The sequence below is a fragment of the Stakelama sediminis genome (assembly GCF_014199335.1).
Taxonomy (GTDB): Bacteria; Pseudomonadota; Alphaproteobacteria; order Sphingomonadales; family Sphingomonadaceae; genus Sphingomonas; species Sphingomonas sediminis.
The window spans coordinates 912,805-929,943 of record NZ_JACIJI010000001.1 but is presented as its reverse complement, the minus strand read 5'-3'; the positions used below and the strand labels follow the sequence as shown (position 1 = coordinate 929,943).

The following is a 17,139-nucleotide window of genomic DNA, read 5'->3' as shown; positions in this document are numbered from 1 at the left end:
GCTGGAGACCCATAATGTTCCGTCGAACCTTTCTCGCTTCGCTGCCCGCCACCGCATTGGCCACCAAATTGCTTACCCGAAAGGCCGACGCACGTGCAGCATCGACCGGTGCGGGAACGGGCGGTGCGGCACCGGAGGCGGGTCCGCAACAGGCGGCGGACAAGCCGAAATTCTGGCCGAAGGGCAAAGACCGGTTCGTGCGCTATGACGTTCGGGCGGGCGACCGGCCGGTCGGCGCGACCTTCGCCTCTCGCACGGCAGTGTACGGGACGTCGGGAGCGTGCGGATCGGCGCATCCCTATGCGACCATGGCGGGCCTCGACATTCTGAAGAAAGGCGGGTCGGCGGTCGATGCCGCGGTTGCGATCAACGCCTGTCTGGGTTTTCTGGAACCCACATCCAGCGGCATCGGCGGCGACTGTTTCGCGATGGTATGGGATCCCAAGGTGGGGAAACTGGCCGGGCTGGCAGGGTCGGGCGGATCACCGATGGGACTGAGCCTCGAAACGGTGCGTCGACATGCCAAAAACGGTGCGATTCCGGCGCTGGGCCCTATTGCCGTATCGGTGCCCGGCGCGCTCGACGCCTGGTGGACGCTGCATCAGCGTTACGGCAAGCTGCCCTGGGCAGAGGTGCTGCAACCCGCGATCGACTATGCCGAAAACGGCGTGCCGGTGCCGGATGTGATCGCCTATTATATCCGCCGCAACATGGCGATTTTCAAACAGCGCAAGGCCGAGATCGGCGAAATCGAAAACGCCTTCAAAACCTATGCCCCCAACGGCGTCGGCCCGGCGACCGGCGGGATGTTCCGCAATCCCGATCTGGCCCGCACGTATCGCATGATCGCCAGGGGCGGCCGCGATGCCTTTTACGACGGGCCGATCGCCGACACGATCGACGCCTATTTCCGGCGCATCGGCGGCTGGCTGCGAAAGTCCGACCTGCAGGCGATGCACAGCGAATGGGTACAGCCCTATACCACCGATTATCGCGGGGTGACGGTGCATGCGCTGGGCGCCAATACGCAGGGGATCGCAACCTTGCAGATGCTCAACATGCTGGAGCATTTCGACCTGCGCGGGGAAGGGTTCCAGTCGCCGCGCTCTATCCACTTGCAGGTCGAGGCAAAGCGCCTCGCCTATGAAGACCGCGCGCGCTATTATGCCGATCCGCACTTTTCGAAAGTGCCGGTCGAATGGCTGATTTCCAAGGAATATGCCGCCAAACGCGCCGCGCTCATCAAACCTGACAGCATCCTGACGCCGGTCTATCCCGGCCATGCGCCCGATCATGCCGAAACCACCTATTTCAGCGCCGCCGACAAGGACGGGATGATGGTGTCGATGATCCAGTCCAATTTCCGCGGCATGGGGTCGGGGCTGGTTGCCGACGGGCTGGGCTTCATGTTTCAGGATCGCGGGCAGCTCTTCTCGCTGAAGGACGGGCATCCCAACATCTATGCGCCGGGCAAGCGGCCGTTCCAGACGATCATTCCCGGTTTTGCCAGCATCAAAGGCGTGCCGTGGATGGCGTTCGGCGTGATGGGCGGCGACATGCAGCCGCAGGGCCAGACGCAGATCATCGTCAATCGCAAGGATTATGGGCTGGAAATCCAGTCCGCCGCCGACAGTCCGCGCTGGCACCATGAAGGCTCTTCACAATCGATGGGGGAAGACGCACCGGGCCTGCCCAAAACCGGGCTTTTGCGGCTGGAAACCGGCATTCCGGCGGCAACGCGGTCTGCGCTGGCCGATATGGGCTGGACGATCGGCGAGCCGGACGGCGGGTTCGGCCGCTATGAATGCGTCGAAAACCGGCATGAGGGCGACACGCGCATCTACGCTGCCGCCAGCGAGATGCGCGCCGATGGCTGCGCGCTGGCCTATTGAGAGGAGGCATAAAAGGCCGTCATTGCGAGTCCGGCATAAACCGGGCGAAGCAATCCAGCGCGCGTTGGGCCGGGGCTGGATTGCCGCGCGCCTTTGGCGCTCGCAATGACGATGGAGCAGGGGTGTTCAGGCTTCCGCCGTTGCCGCTTTCGACCGTTCGGCAAAACTCTTGCGCAGTTTGGCGAGCTTGGGCGGAATGACGGCCATGCAATAGGGATTGCGCTGTCCTTCGCCTTCCCAATATTCCTGATGATAGTCCTCGGCCGGCCACCATTCATTCGACTGTTCGATAGTGGTCACGATGGGCTGGGGCCAGTTCACCTGATTACGTTCGATCGCCATCATCGCCTGATGGCTCTGCTCTGGCGTTTGTGGGAAAATGGCGGAGCGATACTGTGTGCCGACATCGTTGCCCTGCCGGTTGAGCTGCGTCGGATCGTGAGTCGCGAAGAAAATGTCGAGCAGATCGGCATAGCGGACCTGATCGGGGTCGAAGGTTACCCGGATCGCTTCGGCATGGCCGGTATTGCCGTCGCAAACCTCGCGATAGGTGGGATTGGGCTTCGTGCCGCCGATATAGCCGCTTTCGACGCTGTTGACGCCGATAATATCCTTGAACACGGCTTCGGTGCACCAGAAACACCCGCCCGCAAAAATCGCGGTTTCGCTTGCCATTGTAACACTCCTTCTGTTTGACAGTCATGTAGGAAGCATCGAGCGAAAGGGAAACCGCATGGCCAGCAAGGGATGCGTGATGGTAACCGGCGGGGCAGGCTATATCGGTAGCCATGCCGTGCTGGCGCTGCTCGATGCCGACTGGGACGTGGTGGTCATCGACAACCTCGTCACCGGCTTTGCCTGGGCGGTGGACGATCGCGCGACGCTGGTCGAGGCGAATGTCGCCGATGATGATGCGGTGCGCGCAGCGATGCGCGATTATGATGTGGTCGCGGTGATGCACTTCGCCGGATCGGTCGTAGTGCCCGAATCGGTGAGCGATCCGCTCAAATATTATCGCAACAATACCGCCGCCAGCCGCGCGCTGATCGAAAGTGCGGTGGCATGCGGGGTGAAGCATTTCATCTTTTCCTCGACGGCGGCGACCTATGGCATTCCCGACGTCGTGCCGGTGCGTGAGGATTCGCCCAAACAGCCGATCAACCCCTATGGCATGTCGAAGCTGATGACGGAGATCATGCTGAAGGACACGGCGGCAGCGCACCCGATCAATTATTGCGCGCTGCGGTATTTCAACGTCGCGGGTGCCGATCCGCAGGGGCGCAGCGGGCAATCGACTGCCGGAGCGACCCACCTGATCAAGGTCGCGGTTGAGGCGGCGATCGGCAAGCGCGATGGGGTGAGCGTGTTCGGCACCGATTTCGACACGCCCGACGGCACCGGGGTACGCGACTATATCCATGTCAGCGATCTGGCGGCGGCGCATGTCGATGCGCTCGACCTGCTGATCGCAAAGCCCGATGAGAGTCATACGCTCAATTGCGGCTATGGCCGGGGCTATTCGGTGCTGGAGGTGCTGGATGCGGTCGATCGGGTGACGAATATGAAGATCGACCGGCGGATGGAGGGGCGCCGTGCGGGCGATCCCGATGCGCTGGTGGCCGACAACGCCGCGATCCTCAAAGCGCTGCCCTGGCGTCCGAAGCGCGATGACCTTGACGGCATCGTACGCGATGCCCTTGGCTGGGAACGCAGGCTCGCTGAGCGCTAGACAAGCCTGTCCCCCTTCATCAAAGGCCCATAATGCTGATTTCGTCTCCCACCGATTATCGTGAAGCGGCCCGTCGGCGGCTTCCGCCTTTTCTGTTCCACTATATCGACGGCGGCGCCTATGCCGAGCAGACACTGCACCGCAATGTCGCTGACCTGTCAGATATCGAATTGCGCCAGCGGGTGCTGAAGAATGTCGAAAACCTCGACCTGACGACGGAAGTTCTCGGCACGCAGCTTGCCATGCCGGTGGGGCTGGCGCCGGTCGGGCTGACGGGCATGTATGCTCGCCGCGGCGAGGTTCAGGCGGCGTGCGCAGCGGCGGGGTTCGGCGTTCCCTTTACCCTGTCGACCGTATCGGTGTGCCCGATTGCCGAGGTGCAGGCGGCATCTTCCGCACCGATCTGGTTCCAGCTTTACGTGCTGAAGGATCGCGGTTTCATGCGCGACGCGCTGGAACGCGCGCAGGCAGCGGGGATCAAAACGCTGGTCTTTACCGTCGATATGCCGACGCCGGGTGCACGCTATCGCGATGTGCATTCGGGCATGTCGGGGCCGAATGCGGCGTTGCGCAGGATGGCGCAGGCGGTGCTGCACCCGGTATGGGCATGGGATGTGGGATTGCGCGGACGCCCGCACGATCTGGGCAATATTTCCGCCTATCGCGGCGAGGCGACGAAGCTGGAAGATTATATCGGCTGGCTTGCCAATAATTTCGATCCGTCGATTTCCTGGCGCGATCTGGAGTGGATTCGCGACTTCTGGAAGGGGCCGATGGTCATCAAGGGCATATTGGACCCGGAAGATGCGCGTGATGCGGTGCGCTTCGGTGCGGACGGCGTGGTCGTTTCCAACCATGGCGGCAGGCAGTTGGATGGCGTGCGTTCCACCGCACGCGCCTTGCCGCTGATTGCCGATGCGGTCGGCGGCGATATGAAGGTGCTGGTCGATTCGGGCGTGCGCTCCGGGCTGGATGTGGTGCGGATGCTGGCGCTGGGTGCCGATATGGTGCTGCTGGGCCGTGCTTTCATCTATGCGCTGGCCGCAGAAGGGGAGGCGGGGGTGCGCAACCTACTCGACCTGTTCGCGAAGGAAATGCGGGTCGCCATGACGCTGACGGGCGTGCGTTCGATTGCCGAAATCGATCGCTCGATCCTCGCGAGTGAAGTGTTCGCCGCCGCCAAAGCCTGATTCGGCGGCTACCCGGCTTCGTCGATCAGCTTGCGAGCCTTGGCGCTGGTCCAGTCCATACCGCCGCTGACCCGCCAGACTTCCTTGCCCTGCGCGTTGAACAGGATGGTGGTGGGCAGATTGACCGCATAGAGGGTCGACAGCGCGATCTTCGGGTCGAGATAGGGCTGAAGCGTCCTGAACTGCTTCTTTTTGAAATAGGGGGCGACGACCTTCGTGCCCTCCAGATCCTGGCTGACGGTCAGCACCTGCACCTTGCCTTTCAGATCGCTCGCCAGCGTGTCGAGCGTCGGCATCTCCGCGACACAGGGCGGGCACCAGGTCGCCCACAGGTTGAGCAGCACCGGCTTGCCGCGAAAATCGGCGAGCGTCACCTGTTTGCCGTCGGGCGCGGTGAACGGGGTGTCGGGTTCGGCTTCCCCGGCATGGCTGCGGTCCACTTTCGCGGCGGTCGGCTGCGTGATGCTACCATTGCTATCGGCATTGGTAGCGGCTGTTGCTTGCTCCGGGGCGGGGGATTGCCTATCGCAACCCGCGATTCCAACGGTGACGAGCAGGAGAAGCGCGATTCCTGAGCGCAAGGCAGACTCCAATCAGATGTGGGGCGGGCGGTTCGCCGAAGGCCCCTCGGCGGTTATGCGGGTGATAAATGCCTCCATCCCGTTCGACAAGCGGATGTGGCGGCAGGACATTGCCGGATCGAAAGCGCATGTCGCGATGCTGGGCAAACAGGGAATCGTCGCTGCCGGGGATGCGCAAACGATTGCCGATGGGCTGGACGCGGTCGCGGTGGACTATGAACGCGACGGCGTGCCGGAGGATCTGGCGCTCGAAGACATTCATATGGTCACCGAAAATGCGTTGGCCGAAAAGATCGGCGCGGTGGCGGGGCGGCTGCATACCGCGCGGTCGCGCAACGATCAGGTGGCGACCGATTTCAAATTGTGGGTGCGTGCAGCGATCGATGAAGTCGATGCCGGGCTTGCGGCACTGCAGACCGCGCTGCTCGACCGGGCGGAGGAACATGCCGACAGCGTGATGCCGGGCTTTACCCATTTGCAATCGGCGCAGCCGGTGACGCTGGGCCATCATCTGATGGCGTATCACGCGATGATCGCGCGCGACCGGGGGCGGTTTCGCGATGCGCGGGCACGGCTGAATCAATGCCCGCTGGGCGCGGCGGCACTCGCCGGAACCGGTTTTCCTATTGACCGGGAGGCAACGGCGGCGGCGCTGGGGTTCGACGGCCCGACGACCAATTCGCTCGACAGCGTGTCGGATCGCGACTTTGCGCTCGAATATCTGACCGCTGCGACGCAATGTTCGCTGCATCTGTCGCGACTGGCCGAGGAATTCGTGATCTGGGCGTCGCAGCCCTTCGGCTTCGTATCGCTTAGCGATCAGTGGTCCACGGGCAGTTCGATCATGCCGCAAAAGCGCAACCCCGATGCCGCCGAACTGGTGCGCGGCCATGCCGGGCGGATCATGGGCTGCATGACCGGCCTGATGATGACGATGAAGGGCCTGCCGCTCGCCTATTCTAAGGATATGCAGGACGATAAGCCGCCGGTGTTCGAAGCGCACGACCTTTTCGGCCTGACCATCGCGGCGATGACCGGCATGGTGGAAAGCGCGACGTTCCGCACCGAGAGGATGCGGGCGCTGGCCGAAAGCGGCTTTGCCACTGCTACCGATCTTGCCGACTGGCTGGTGCGCGAGGCTGGTCTGCCGTTTCGCGAGGCGCACCATGTCACGGGTCGTGCGGTCAAGGCGGCCGAGGATGCGGGCGTGCGGCTGGATCAGCTACCGCTGGAAACGCTGCGTGCGATTGATGACCGGATCGGCGAAGGCGTGTATGACGTGCTGAGCGTCGATGCCTCGGTCAACAGCCGCCGCAGCTTTGGCGGAACCGCGCCCGAACGGGTGCGTGAGGCGATTGCGGCGGCGCGTCGGGAGAATGGGTGATGCGTAGGGCAATGCTGGCCGCTGTGGCGCTCGTCGCGCTGGCCGGGTGCGGGTCGCGCAAGGAACTGGCGCCGCCCGCCAAGGAGCCACTGCCCGTCAAGCCCTATGGCGCGGCCGCCACGCCGACGCCCCAGCAGTTGCTCGAACCCCGCCCGGAAGCGCGTCCGACGCGCAACGATGAACTGCTGAAGGAATCGAAGGAGCGTCCTGAGGACCCCTTCGACATTCCCCCCAAGAACTGAAGGCCCACCGCTCATGGATCATTTTACGCTGCGCGACGGGCGCATGTTTTGCGAAGACGTGCCGCTGGAACGCATTGCCGAAGAAGTCGGCACCCCCGTTTATGTCTATTCGCAGGCGACGCTGGAACGCCATGCGCAGGTGTTTCGCGATGGCCTGAAAGACATTCCCAGCGTTCACATCGCCTTCGCTATCAAGGCCAATCCCAATCTGGGCGTGCTGCGGGTGCTCGCCGATCAGGGCTATGGTGCCGATGTGGTGTCGGGCGGAGAGATGGCGCGCGCGCTTGCAGCGGGCGTTCCTGCCGATGGTATCCTGTTTTCGGGCGTGGGTAAGACCCCTGCCGAACTGAAGGCCGGACTGGAAGCGGGTATCGGCCAGTTCAATCTGGAGCATGAACCCGAAGGCATGGCGCTGGCTGAAATCGCCGCGGCGATGGGTAAGCGTGCGCCCGCCGTGCTGCGCGTCAACCCGGACGTCGATGCGCACACCCATGCGAAAATCTCCACCGGTCGCGCGGAGAACAAGTTCGGTATCCCCATCCATGAAGCGCGTGCGATGTTCGCGCGACTGGCGGCGCAACCCGGTCTCGACCTGCGCGGAGTTGCGATCCATATCGGTAGTCAGCTTGGCGACCTGGCTCCGCTGGAGGCCGCCTATACCCGCATTGGCGAACTGGTGCGCGAACTGCGCGCCGATGGCCATAAAATCACCCATGTCGATCTGGGCGGCGGGCTGGGCGTGCCCTATCGCGCCGACGACGTGATGCCCAGCCCGGCGGAGTTCGGGGCGATGGCCGCACGGGTGACGCGCGACTGGGATGTCGAACTGATGTTCGAACCCGGCCGGGTGATCGCGGGCAATGCGGGCGTGCTGCTGACCAAGGTGATCTGGGTGAAGCCGGGGGTGCAGAATCCCTATGTCATCGTCGATGCGGCGATGAACGACCTCGCTCGCCCGGTATTGTACGATGCCTATCATGATTTTGCCGCCGTCCGGCCGACGGGCGAAACGATGATGGCGAATATCGCAGGACCGGTGTGCGAGACGGGCGATACGTTCGCCATGAACCGCGAAATCGATGCGGTAGAGCCGGGCGATCTGGGCATTTTCAGGACCGCCGGGGCCTATGGCGCAACCATGGCATCGACCTATAACAGCCGCCCGCTGGTACCCGAAGTGCTGGTGTCGGGCGATCGCTATGCGGTGGTGGCCGACCGAATCGCGGCAGGTACGATCATGGCTGCCGAGCGCGTGCCCGAATGGCTGAAATGATCCGCTGATGCGCGATGCCGGCCTGCCCCTGTTGCTGCGTGTGGCGGACAGGCCGGTGATCCTGTTGGGCGACGGTCCGGCGGCGGAAGCGAAACGGCGCATATTGGAGCGGGCCGGAGCGCGGGTCGTGGGGGAAGCGGATGATATGGCGCGGATCGCCGTCGTAGCCGTTGCCGAAGAACGGGCAGCGCAGGATGCGGTGGCGAGGCTGAAGGCGCGCGGTATCCTCGTCAATGCCGTTGATCGTCCGGCGTTGTGCGATTTCACGCTGCCCGCCGTCATCGACCGGTCGCCGGTGTTGATCGCGATTTCGACCGGCGGCGTTTCGGCGGGGCTGGCGGCGGCGTTGCGACAACGGCTGGAGGCGATCCTTCCGCAATCGCTGGGCAGGCTGGCGGTGGCACTCGGACAGGCGCGCGCAGCGATCCGCGCGCGCTGGCCCGACGGCGCGGTTCGGCGGCGTGCACTGGGCGAAGCATTGTCGGAGGGCGGCAGGCTGGACCCGGTCGCCGTGCATGAGGAAAATGTCGTTGCACAATGGCTTGCATCGTCCGAAACGCTGGAGCAGGCTGATCGGATGGAGCATATCCGGTTGCGCAGCGACGATCCCGACGACCTGACCCTGCGAGAGGCACGCTGGCTGGCGCAGGCGGATCGCGTATATTATGCCGTCGACGTCCCTTCATTGATTTTGAACCGTGCACGTGCCGATGCCGGGCGCATCCTTTGCGACACGCCGCCCACCCGGTTGGAGCCGGGGCTGTCGGTGATGGTGAAGGGCGTGTGATGAACGGCTTTGCGATCCGGGTGAAAAATCATCTGGCGGAGAAGATTCCGCTGGAGCAGGCACTGAAATGCGATGCCGAACTGGTCTGGGTGCATCTCGCTTCGAATGATGAGGCAGTGCAGCGCTGGCTGCGTGAAGAAGCGCACCTGAGCGAATATCTCACTGACATGCTGACCGCGACGGAAACGCGTCCGCGCTGTGATGCGGCGCCCGATGGCGGGGCGCTGATCAACATGCGCGGTCTTTCCGATGATGAGATGGAGCCTGCCGATCCGCTGGCGTCGATCCGTATCTATGCCCATGCCGGCCATGTCTATTCGGTCAGCCGCAAACGCTTGCATGCGGTGGGAGAAGTGCGTGACGAAGTGATGGCCCGGGCGGAAATCGACGATCCCGGCGATCTGATCGCTGAATTTGCCAGCGCGATTACCGAAGAACTTGATCCCAATGTTGCTGATCTGGGCGACCTGCTCGACGATTGCGAGGAGCGGTTAAGCGCCGATCAGGCGTTCGAGATGCGCCGTCGGGTCAATCAGGTGCGGATCAAGGCAATCGGCTATCGTCGGTTCCTGAACCCGCAGCGATCGGCGCTGGAGAAGCTGGCGACGCTGAATGTCGACTGGCTGGAGGATGACGACCGGCTGCATCTCGCGGCGGCGGCCGACCGGGCGGCGCGTATGTCGGAAGAACTGGATTCCATCCGCGAACGCAGTGCGCTGATCCATGAAACGCTGACCGATCTGCGGGCCGAGCAGATCGACCAGCGCTCGCTGATCATCGCAATCGTGGCGATGGTGTTCCTGCCGCTGACTTTCCTCACCGGTCTGCTGGGCATGAATGTGGAGGGGATTCCCTATGCCAGGGAGCCCTGGGCATTTGACGGCGTGCTGCTGGTATGCGCGCTGATGGCGGCGGGGATCACCATCTTTTTTCTCTACCGCCACTGGTTCGCCAAATAAGGCGAGGCTGCTTCAGTTTCGTACGCTGTTCCAGGCAGCGGCGACTTCCGAAAGGTCGTTGGCGGCGTTGCGAAAGGGGGCGGGGTCGCTGCCGATGCTGGCCGCTACGATCTGCTCGCGTATGCCACGATACAGCGTTGCGAGCGTGCGCGACACCTGACCGCCCTTTTCGAAGTCGAGGCCCGATTCAAGCGCGAACAATACGGCGATTGCACGCGTAACCCGTTCGCTTTTCGTCTTGAACTGATTGTTTTCAGTCGCCCAGGCGGCTGTACGAAGCGCGCGAACCGCCTCTTCGTAGAGCAGACCGACGAGCTGATGCGGGTCGGCGCCACCGATCCGCGATGTCATGTCGATCTGCTGATAAGTGTGCGCCGGATCGCAGGCCAGGGCGCTTGCATAGCGTGTCATTGACGTTAGCCGTTACTGCTCGAATTCCAGGCGTTGATTTGCTGGGTAAGGAAGGTCTGCGTCGATTTATACGCAGCAACCTTTGAATCCATGCTGGCGAATTGCTGGGTCAGGCGCGTGCGCATCGCATCGGCATCGCTTGCCGCCTGAGTCTGTTCATCCGTGATATGCTGCTTCTGCGTGGTATAGGACGCTGCACTGGCACCAAGACCGTACACCACGCTGGTCGCGCGGGTGGTGATCGAATCGAGCGCCGCCGACAAGCCGTCCCCGGTGGACAGCAGGCCGGGGGAAAACATCTTTTCCACCGCACGCGGGAAGTTGCTGAGCGCGGAATCGAGTTGATCGGTGTTGACGCTCAGCGAACCGTCACGATTGGTGGATATCCCGATTTCCGCCAGCGTCTGCGGTGAGCCGCTGGGTTCGTCATTGACGAGGTTGGTCAGCGTCAGTTGCGACAGCGCCGATTGCAGGGCGCGTGCCGCCGTGTCGGTGCTCAGCGGCCCCGTTTTTGAATCGGTATCGGTCTGCAACGTCGACATCACCTGATTATAGGTGTCGACAAAATCATTGACCGCATTGCGCAGATTGTCGGTCTGGGCCTGGCTGCCGATCTGGACGGTGGTGCCGGGGCTGGCCGAAACGAGGTTGAGGGTAACGCCGTCGATCAGGTCGCTGATCTGATTGCTGGAGCGTTTGACCGAAACGCCATCGACCGCGACGACCGCATCCTGTGCGGCGGTGCCGATGGTGGTGTTGCCGGCACCGACGCCGACATCGAGCGCCGACAGGCCGGGAGCGCTGCTGTCTTCGGTGGCGGAGAGGGTGAATGCCTGATCCGCGCCGGTGGCGCTTTTCAGTACGAGCCGCGCACCGTCGGAGTCGCTCAGCACGCTGGCCGTAACCCCTGCTCCGGCAGCATTGATGGCCTTGGCAATACCGTCGAGGCTGTTGTTGGTGCTGTCGATGGTGATGTTGACCGGCGTGCCGCTGCCTGCGGTGAAGCTGGTCATCTGACCGTTGGAAACGCTGGCCGTGCCCAGTGTGATGGTCAGCGTGCCGGTGCCGATCGCGCTGGTGCTGTCGGCAAAGGGCGTGGTGTTGGCAACCTGCGATGCAGCAAGTTGCTGCACCTGAATCGATGCCGAAAGGCCGGACAGGTTCGCGGTCGAACCGCTGGTCGCCTTGGCAGTCACAATGCCGGTGTTGCTGCTCGTCGGCTGGGTATTGAGCGTGCCGCCCTTGACCAGTTGTTTGAGCGCGGTGTTGAAGCTGCTGATTGCGCTCTTGATATCGGAAACGGCCGAAATCTTGGTATCGAGCGCGTCCGACTGATTGCTGAGCTGGGTGTTTTTCGCATCGAACTGCGCAGTAACGAGCTGATCGACCAGCGCGGTCGTGTCGATCCCCGAACCGGTACCCAGTGTTTTGGCGATCGACTCAACGGCCATGCGTGTTTCCCTTCTTCCCCATCAAACGACCGTACAGCCCAAATCTTTACGACATCTGACGACCATTTTCGTCGAAACGAGCGGTTGCCGGAACGTCGATATGCGGCAAGGTGCCGCCGGCCTGCGCATTGACGTTGAAAACAAAGGCAAGAACGGTTGCGATCGAACGATACAGGTCGTCGCGAATTTCCTGTCCTTCGCGGCTGGTATAATAAACCGCACGGGCGAGCGCGGGCGATTCCAGCGTCGTGATCTCCAGCTCCTTCGCCAGCTCACGAATGGCAAACGCGGTTTCGCCGCGGCCCTTTGCCACCACCACCGGCACCTGATCGCGGCCCGTCTGATAGCGCAGCGCCACTGCGAAATGGGTCGGGTTGGTAAGCACGACATGCGCCTCTGCCACCGCCTTGCGGAAGGAGCGTTTCATCACCTCGCGCTGCTTGCCGCGAATGGCCTGTTTCGATTCGGGCGAGCCTTCGCTTTCCTTGTGCTCGTCGCGCACTTCCTGCTTGGTCATCATCAGCTTGTTTTTCAGGCGATAGGCGGCGATCGGCACGTCGATCGCGGCGATGGCCGCAAGTCCCGCCGCCATGGCGAACAAAAGGATGGTGAAGTCGCTGCTCAGAACGCCGACCGCGCCCTCCAGATCAGAGGAGAGCAGCCCCATCGAATGGTGCGCGGCCTGACTGAGCAGGACATAGCCGATGCTGCCGAGCAGGATGACCTTCAGCAGCGACTTGCCCATTTCGATCCAGCCCTGCGGGCCGAAAATACGCTTGATCCCGGAAGCGGGATTGATGCGTGACGGCTTTGGTGCGAGCAGCTTCGCGTTGAAGCTGAACGCGCCCAGTCCGACCTGGCTGAGGATCGCGGCAAGGAACACCAGCGCCAGCAACGTGCCCATCGGGACGAAGAGGCGGGTTCCCGCCTCGATCAGCGGGCGCATCGGTTCGAAATCGTCAACATCGGCGCGGCCGAAGGTCAGGCTGGCGGCCATTATGCCCTGCACCGCGCGAACCATCGAGCCGCCGAACATCGCAATCCAGCCACACCCGAACAACACGACGATCGCCGCCGCGAAGTCCTTGGAGCGCAGGATATTGCCCTCGTCCCGCGCCTTTTTGAGGCGCTTGGCTGTCGGGGCTTCTGTTTTGTCCTGACCGCTTTCCGACATTATCCCAGTACCAGCCTTTGTGTCGCGTCCAGGCCGTCGCGGATAATGATGAACATATAGTCACTCATCGCCGGCATCGCGACGAACAGTGCAATCACCCCGACCATCAGGCTGGCGGGAAGGCCGACCGCGAACAAATTGAGGGCAGGTGCGGAGCGCGACACCATGCCGACGACCAGATTGAGGCACAGCAGCAGAAAGCCGACCGGCAGCGCCAGCATCAGTCCGGCCATGAACGCATAGCCGCCGAAAAACGCGATATTCTTGAGCTGTTCGGCACCCAGCCATGCGCCCGGAGGAAGCAGCGTGTAGCTTTTGACGATCAGTTGAACGAGGATCAGATGGCCGTTCACCGACAGGAACAGCAGCGTCAGCAGAATCGACAGGAAATTGCCGAGCGCAGGCGTCGAGGCACCGCGCTGCGGGTCCATCATTGTCGCGAAGCCAAGCCCCATGGTGATGCCGATCGCCTCACTCGCCACCATCGGCGCAGCAAAGGCGATTTGCAGGATAAAGCCGAGCGCGAGACCGATCAGCGCTTCCCCCGCCACCGACAGGAAGGTGACAAGCGAGAAGACCTGCTCGGGCGGATGAATATGCGCGACGTTCATCGCGAGGACCGCGATTGCGCCGGAGAGCGTGATGCGCACGGGCAGCGGCACGGTTATCGCACCGAATACCGGCGCCGCGATAAAGGCGGCGCCGACGCGCACCATCGTGAAGATGAGCGTCCAGAGCTGTGGCTCGATCGAGACGCCGAAACCCAGCATCGGCTATTTCACAAGGTCGGGGATACGGTTGAAAATCTGCACCGTGAAATCGCTCAGAAGACCGAACATCATGCCGCCGAAAATGACCAGCGAGATGGCGACGACGATCAGTTTCGGTACGAAGCTCAGCGTTTGTTCGTTGATCGAGGTTGCCGCCTGGATCATGCCGAGAATCAGGCCCGACAGCAGCGCCGGGATCAGCACCGGCGCAGACACCAGCGCCAGCACCCACAGGGCCTGTCTGGCGACGGAGAGGAAATAATCGGCGTCCATGATGCAAATTCCGGGTCGGGATTGAGAAGAAAGCGGTGGTGGTAGGGTTCGGCTAGGTGACGAAGCTGTTGGCGAGGCTGCCCATGGTCAGTGCCCAGCCGTCGACCAGCACGAACAGTAACAGCTTGAACGGCAGCGATATGATCGTCGGCGACAACATCATCATGCCGAGCGACATCAGCACGGTCGCGACGACGAGGTCGATGACGATGAACGGCAGGAAGATCAGGAAACCGATCTGGAATGCGGTTTTCAGCTCGCTGGTGACGAAAGCGGGAAGCAGTACCGAATAGGGCACGTCTTCGGGGCGGGCATAGGGACCGCTCTTGGCCATTTCCGCGAACATGGTGAGGTCGCGGGTGCGCGTCTGCTTGATCATGAAGGCGTGCAGCGGACGGCCGCCCTGCTTGATCATCTCGGTCGCGCCGATCTTGCCCGCGGCATAGGGCTGGATCGCGGTCTGGTTGATCTGGTTGATGGTCGGCGCCATCACGAAGAAGCTGAGGAACAGCGACAGACCGATCAGCACCTGATTGGGCGGTGTCTGTTGCAGGCCCAGCGCCTGACGCAGCACCGCCAGCACGATGACGATGCGGGTGAAGCTGGTCATCATCAGCAGAATGCCCGGCAGAACCGTGAGCAGCCCCATGATGATGAGGATTTGCAGCGACAGGCTGAGCGGGGCATTGCCGCCGCCAAGGTCGCCCAGCGCACGGTCGATCGCGTCGCCCGTGCCCGGCGTTGCCGCAGGTGCGGTCTGTGCGAACGCAGGATGTGCGAGGATCAGGGCAATCAGAATGGCGCCCAGCGCGAAGAGGATGCGCCGGGGCGGAAACGAAATCGTCATTGCCCTGCCTTGTCGATCAGCGTGACTCCACCCCGGCTGACCGAGACGAGCAGGCGCTTTCCTTCGAATTCGATGACCGCCAGACGAGTGCCGGTGCCGACCATCATGGTTTCGCGGACATGGATCAGTTTCTCGCCCTGATTGCCGGGCAGGCGTGCCTCAAGCTTGCGCCATGCCCACAGGCAGGCGATCAGCAGACCGCAGACCAGCGGCAGCAGGATCACCAGTTTCAGGACATAAGCCCACATCATTTGCCAGCGACCCGCTTTTCCGGGCTGACCAGTTCGGTCATGCGCACTCCGAAACGTTCGCCGACGGTGACGACCTCGCCACGGCCGATCAGCGTGCCGTTGACGAACACGTCGAGCAGTTCATTGGCCGCGCGGTCGAGTTCGATCACGCTCGATTCCCCCAGCGCCAGCAGTTCGCGCAGCGTGAGTTCGGTCGAGCCGATCTCTACCGTCAGCTTCACATCGACGTCCTGAAGCAGCCGGAAATTGGCCGCGACAGCTCCGTCCACGGGCAGGCCGCCGTTCGTCATATCGTTCATTGGAAGTCCTCTTCTTCAATTCGTTCGAGGCTGTGGAGCCTGATTGCCGCGCGTCCGTTGGCGGTGCCGACGGTGCCGGTGCCCAGCCGGTTGCGACCGACCATGACAGGGACATAGGTGCCGAAGCTGATCGGCAGGACGTCCCCTTCCTTCAGCTCCATCAATTTGCCCAGCGACACCACCGGCTCGGCAAGCACCGACCGGACGGGGAATTTCACGCTCATGGTCGAGCGGGTCAGATTATGCTGCCATTTCGGATCGGCCTCTGCCGTGCGGCCATGTACCTTGGCGGTCAGCGACGGCGCATGCGGTTTCAGGTCGGCAACCGGATAGATGATGTCGATGAAGACCGGATCTTCCTTGTCGCCCGCCAGCCCGAAGCGGGTGACGACCATCGGATCGTCGCCGTCGAGCGAGGAGAACATGGCCGGATTGATCTCGACATGGCGCGGATCGAAGGTGAGGCGGGCGATCGGCTCCCACGCATTGTGGAGCGAATCGAGCATCATCGTCGCCAGCCGCTGCACCATTGCTTCGGCGGACGGAGAAAATTCACCGGGCAGGTTGTGCGGCGCTTCGCCGTTGCCGCCGAAGAACAGGTCGAGCAGTTCAAGCACGAAGCGACCGTCCATCACCAGCAGGGCATGCCCGCCTGTCGGCTGTATCTCCATGGGAAGCCAGGCGGTCAGCCCGTCGCCGCGCTCCACCCGGTAATCGGCAAAACGTTGTACGCTGACCGGCTCCGCCCAGCTTCGCAGTGCTTTGTGCTGCAACGGTTCGAATACCCCGCGCAGCGACCGCGCCAGACGCGCGGACAGGTGCTGCAACGTGTGCAGATCCCCGAACGGATTACGATTCGGGTCGCCAAACAGTGGCGCGTGGCCGACGCCCACGGTGCCCCGTGTGCGTTCGCGCCTGTCCTGCCGCTCCTGCGGGGCTTCTGGTGAATCAGCGTTAACCATGCAAGTTCACTGAACAACAAAATTGGTAAAGTAGACGTTACTAACGCCACCGAATCCTTCTTTTTGCTGGAGCACCTGATTGATGGTTTTCACCAGTCGCTGTTGCAGTTTGCGCTTGCCCTCGACTGAGAAAACCTGATCCTCATCGGTCTGGCCCAGCGTCATCAGGATCGCGGAACGTACTGCAATCTCATGAGTTTTCAGGTTTTCGAGCACCCGGTCGTCATAGGGCGTGGAGACCGCCAGACCGACCTGGATGAAGTGCACGCTGTCGAGAAGGTTCGACGTGAACTCTTTATCCATCACAAAATAATTTGAGGCATATTTATCGCCGCCCTGACCGGCGGGCGTGGGCAGGCCGCCATGGCTGCCGCCTGAATCGCCGCCGCCTTCGCCATGGCCGCCGTCGCCGTCACCGCCGAGCGAGGCGCGTTTTTCTTCCGATTTGGGGACCAGATGCGGCACGTCGGGGGCAGGGGCGGCATGGGCCTTTGCCCCGCCGCCGCCAAGCAGGCCGGACTGGGCGGCGTAAATACCCGCTCCGGCTCCGCCGCCGCCAAGCACCAGCACGCCGCCGACGAGCAGGAGCATCTTGCCCATGCCGCCCTTTTTCTTCTTGCCGTCCTTAGCGTCGTCCTTGTCGTCTTTCTTACTCATTCCAGTT

20 protein-coding genes are annotated in these 17,139 nt (G+C 62.6%); 8 read left to right on the top strand and 12 right to left on the bottom strand.

The annotated features are described in order from the left end of the window. Positions 1 to 14: 14 nt before the first annotated feature. Positions 15 to 1,892, top strand: coding sequence for a gamma-glutamyltransferase family protein (locus FHR23_RS04770; protein ID WP_184001743.1), 1,878 nt, complete (start codon positions 15 to 17; stop codon positions 1,890 to 1,892). Positions 1,893 to 2,018: 126 nt separating this feature from the next. Here the strand turns inward: FHR23_RS04770 and msrA are convergent, their stop codons facing one another. After that, positions 2,019 to 2,567, bottom strand: a complete 549-nt coding sequence (gene msrA / locus FHR23_RS04765) for a peptide-methionine (S)-S-oxide reductase MsrA (protein ID WP_184001742.1) — start codon at positions 2,565 to 2,567, stop codon at positions 2,019 to 2,021. Positions 2,568 to 2,625: 58 nt separating this feature from the next. Between msrA and galE the strand changes: the two genes are divergently transcribed. Together galE and lldD are read left to right on the top strand one after the other, a co-directional pair. Continuing rightward, positions 2,626 to 3,621: a UDP-glucose 4-epimerase GalE gene (gene galE, locus FHR23_RS04760; RefSeq protein WP_184001741.1), complete on the top strand. Its 996-nt coding sequence runs from the start codon at positions 2,626 to 2,628 to the stop codon at positions 3,619 to 3,621. 32 nt (positions 3,622 to 3,653) lie between these two features. Next, a complete protein-coding gene (gene lldD, locus FHR23_RS04755; protein ID WP_184001740.1) occupies positions 3,654 to 4,811 on the top strand; it encodes an FMN-dependent L-lactate dehydrogenase LldD in 1,158 nt (385 codons plus the stop codon). Positions 4,812 to 4,819: 8 nt separating this feature from the next. On the opposite strand, the gene FHR23_RS04750 is transcribed toward lldD, so the two are convergent. After that, complete coding sequence (locus FHR23_RS04750; RefSeq protein ID WP_343042994.1) at positions 4,820 to 5,251, bottom strand: TlpA family protein disulfide reductase; 432 nt, start codon at positions 5,249 to 5,251, stop codon at positions 4,820 to 4,822. A 157-nt stretch (positions 5,252 to 5,408) separates the two neighbouring features. Here FHR23_RS04750 and argH point away from each other — a divergent pair, with 157 nt between their 5' ends. Genes argH through FHR23_RS04725 form a run of 5 tightly spaced genes read left to right on the top strand, consistent with a single transcriptional unit; the run spans position 5,409 to position 10,037 of the window. After that, positions 5,409 to 6,776, top strand: a complete 1,368-nt coding sequence (argH, locus tag FHR23_RS04745) for an argininosuccinate lyase (RefSeq protein ID WP_184001738.1) — start codon at positions 5,409 to 5,411, stop codon at positions 6,774 to 6,776. Beyond that, a complete protein-coding gene (locus FHR23_RS04740; RefSeq protein ID WP_184002182.1) occupies positions 6,776 to 7,018 on the top strand; it encodes a hypothetical protein in 243 nt (80 codons plus the stop codon). The genes argH and FHR23_RS04740 overlap by 1 nt, the downstream gene beginning before the upstream one ends. 13 nt (positions 7,019 to 7,031) lie before the next feature. Then, positions 7,032 to 8,291, top strand: a complete 1,260-nt coding sequence (gene lysA / locus FHR23_RS04735; protein WP_184001737.1) for a diaminopimelate decarboxylase — start codon at positions 7,032 to 7,034, stop codon at positions 8,289 to 8,291. 7 nt (positions 8,292 to 8,298) lie between these two features. Next, on the top strand, positions 8,299 to 9,078 hold the full coding sequence (locus FHR23_RS04730) for a precorrin-2 dehydrogenase/sirohydrochlorin ferrochelatase family protein (protein ID WP_184001736.1): 780 nt from the start codon (positions 8,299 to 8,301) through the stop codon (positions 9,076 to 9,078). Then, entirely contained in the window at positions 9,078 to 10,037 is a 960-nt protein-coding gene (locus FHR23_RS04725) for a CorA family divalent cation transporter (RefSeq protein WP_184001735.1), read from the top strand. Before FHR23_RS04730 ends, FHR23_RS04725 begins: the two co-directional genes overlap by 1 nt. Before the next feature lie 12 nt (positions 10,038 to 10,049). On the opposite strand, the gene fliS is transcribed toward FHR23_RS04725, so the two are convergent. From fliS to FHR23_RS04675, 10 genes are read right to left on the bottom strand one after another with little or no spacing between them, the layout of a single operon-like run. Further along, positions 10,050 to 10,448 carry a flagellar export chaperone FliS gene (gene fliS, locus FHR23_RS04720; protein ID WP_184001734.1) on the bottom strand — a complete coding sequence of 133 codons (399 nt, stop codon included), beginning with the start codon at positions 10,446 to 10,448 and terminating at the stop codon, positions 10,050 to 10,052. Positions 10,449 to 10,453: 5 nt separating this feature from the next. Next, positions 10,454 to 11,899, bottom strand: a complete 1,446-nt coding sequence (fliD, locus tag FHR23_RS04715; protein ID WP_184001733.1) for a flagellar filament capping protein FliD — start codon at positions 11,897 to 11,899, stop codon at positions 10,454 to 10,456. 46 nt (positions 11,900 to 11,945) lie between these two features. Continuing rightward, positions 11,946 to 13,073, bottom strand: a complete 1,128-nt coding sequence (gene flhB / locus FHR23_RS04710; protein ID WP_184001732.1) for a flagellar type III secretion system protein FlhB — start codon at positions 13,071 to 13,073, stop codon at positions 11,946 to 11,948. Then, positions 13,073 to 13,843 carry a flagellar biosynthetic protein FliR gene (gene fliR / locus FHR23_RS04705; protein ID WP_184001731.1) on the bottom strand — a complete coding sequence of 257 codons (771 nt, stop codon included), beginning with the start codon at positions 13,841 to 13,843 and terminating at the stop codon, positions 13,073 to 13,075. Before fliR ends, flhB begins: the two co-directional genes overlap by 1 nt. 3 nt (positions 13,844 to 13,846) lie before the next feature. Then, positions 13,847 to 14,116, bottom strand: a complete 270-nt coding sequence (fliQ, locus tag FHR23_RS04700; protein ID WP_184001730.1) for a flagellar biosynthesis protein FliQ — start codon at positions 14,114 to 14,116, stop codon at positions 13,847 to 13,849. 52 nt (positions 14,117 to 14,168) lie between these two features. Continuing rightward, complete coding sequence (fliP, locus tag FHR23_RS04695) at positions 14,169 to 14,963, bottom strand: flagellar type III secretion system pore protein FliP (protein WP_184001729.1); 795 nt, start codon at positions 14,961 to 14,963, stop codon at positions 14,169 to 14,171. Continuing rightward, positions 14,960 to 15,214, bottom strand: a complete 255-nt coding sequence (locus FHR23_RS04690) for a FliO/MopB family protein (RefSeq protein WP_184001728.1) — start codon at positions 15,212 to 15,214, stop codon at positions 14,960 to 14,962. The genes fliP and FHR23_RS04690 overlap by 4 nt, the downstream gene beginning before the upstream one ends. Then, positions 15,211 to 15,513 carry a flagellar motor switch protein FliN gene (gene fliN, locus FHR23_RS04685; RefSeq protein ID WP_184001727.1) on the bottom strand — a complete coding sequence of 101 codons (303 nt, stop codon included), beginning with the start codon at positions 15,511 to 15,513 and terminating at the stop codon, positions 15,211 to 15,213. Before fliN ends, FHR23_RS04690 begins: the two co-directional genes overlap by 4 nt. Then, entirely contained in the window at positions 15,510 to 16,475 is a 966-nt protein-coding gene (locus tag FHR23_RS04680) for a flagellar motor switch protein FliM (RefSeq protein WP_184001726.1), read from the bottom strand. Before FHR23_RS04680 ends, fliN begins: the two co-directional genes overlap by 4 nt. 6 nt (positions 16,476 to 16,481) lie before the next feature. Next, complete coding sequence (locus FHR23_RS04675; RefSeq protein WP_184001725.1) at positions 16,482 to 17,132, bottom strand: flagellar basal body-associated FliL family protein; 651 nt, start codon at positions 17,130 to 17,132, stop codon at positions 16,482 to 16,484. Positions 17,133 to 17,139: the final 7 nt, after the last annotated feature.

What these genes read in the sequence shown, in the direction of transcription:
- FHR23_RS04730 (WP_184001736.1), top strand. Translation starts at nt 8,299, where the DNA reads ATGCGCGATGCCGGCCTGCCCCTGTTGCTGCGTGTGGCGGACAGGCCG.
- fliQ (WP_184001730.1), bottom strand. Translation starts at nt 14,116, where the DNA reads ATGGACGCCGATTATTTCCTCTCCGTCGCCAGACAGGCCCTGTGGGTG.
- lysA (WP_184001737.1), top strand. Translation starts at nt 7,032, where the DNA reads ATGGATCATTTTACGCTGCGCGACGGGCGCATGTTTTGCGAAGACGTG.
- FHR23_RS04675 (WP_184001725.1), bottom strand. Translation starts at nt 17,132, where the DNA reads ATGAGTAAGAAAGACGACAAGGACGACGCTAAGGACGGCAAGAAGAAA.
- fliD (WP_184001733.1), bottom strand. Translation starts at nt 11,899, where the DNA reads ATGGCCGTTGAGTCGATCGCCAAAACACTGGGTACCGGTTCGGGGATC.
- argH (WP_184001738.1), top strand. Translation starts at nt 5,409, where the DNA reads ATGTGGGGCGGGCGGTTCGCCGAAGGCCCCTCGGCGGTTATGCGGGTG.
- fliN (WP_184001727.1), bottom strand. Translation starts at nt 15,513, where the DNA reads ATGAACGATATGACGAACGGCGGCCTGCCCGTGGACGGAGCTGTCGCG.
- galE (WP_184001741.1), top strand. Translation starts at nt 2,626, where the DNA reads ATGGCCAGCAAGGGATGCGTGATGGTAACCGGCGGGGCAGGCTATATC.
- msrA (WP_184001742.1), bottom strand. Translation starts at nt 2,567, where the DNA reads ATGGCAAGCGAAACCGCGATTTTTGCGGGCGGGTGTTTCTGGTGCACC.
- FHR23_RS04740 (WP_184002182.1), top strand. Translation starts at nt 6,776, where the DNA reads ATGCGTAGGGCAATGCTGGCCGCTGTGGCGCTCGTCGCGCTGGCCGGG.
- fliS (WP_184001734.1), bottom strand. Translation starts at nt 10,448, where the DNA reads ATGACACGCTATGCAAGCGCCCTGGCCTGCGATCCGGCGCACACTTAT.
- FHR23_RS04725 (WP_184001735.1), top strand. Translation starts at nt 9,078, where the DNA reads ATGAACGGCTTTGCGATCCGGGTGAAAAATCATCTGGCGGAGAAGATT.
- fliP (WP_184001729.1), bottom strand. Translation starts at nt 14,963, where the DNA reads ATGACGATTTCGTTTCCGCCCCGGCGCATCCTCTTCGCGCTGGGCGCC.
- FHR23_RS04690 (WP_184001728.1), bottom strand. Translation starts at nt 15,214, where the DNA reads ATGATGTGGGCTTATGTCCTGAAACTGGTGATCCTGCTGCCGCTGGTC.
- fliR (WP_184001731.1), bottom strand. Translation starts at nt 13,843, where the DNA reads ATGCTGGGTTTCGGCGTCTCGATCGAGCCACAGCTCTGGACGCTCATC.
- lldD (WP_184001740.1), top strand. Translation starts at nt 3,654, where the DNA reads ATGCTGATTTCGTCTCCCACCGATTATCGTGAAGCGGCCCGTCGGCGG.
- flhB (WP_184001732.1), bottom strand. Translation starts at nt 13,073, where the DNA reads ATGTCGGAAAGCGGTCAGGACAAAACAGAAGCCCCGACAGCCAAGCGC.
- FHR23_RS04770 (WP_184001743.1), top strand. Translation starts at nt 15, where the DNA reads ATGTTCCGTCGAACCTTTCTCGCTTCGCTGCCCGCCACCGCATTGGCC.
- FHR23_RS04680 (WP_184001726.1), bottom strand. Translation starts at nt 16,475, where the DNA reads ATGGTTAACGCTGATTCACCAGAAGCCCCGCAGGAGCGGCAGGACAGG.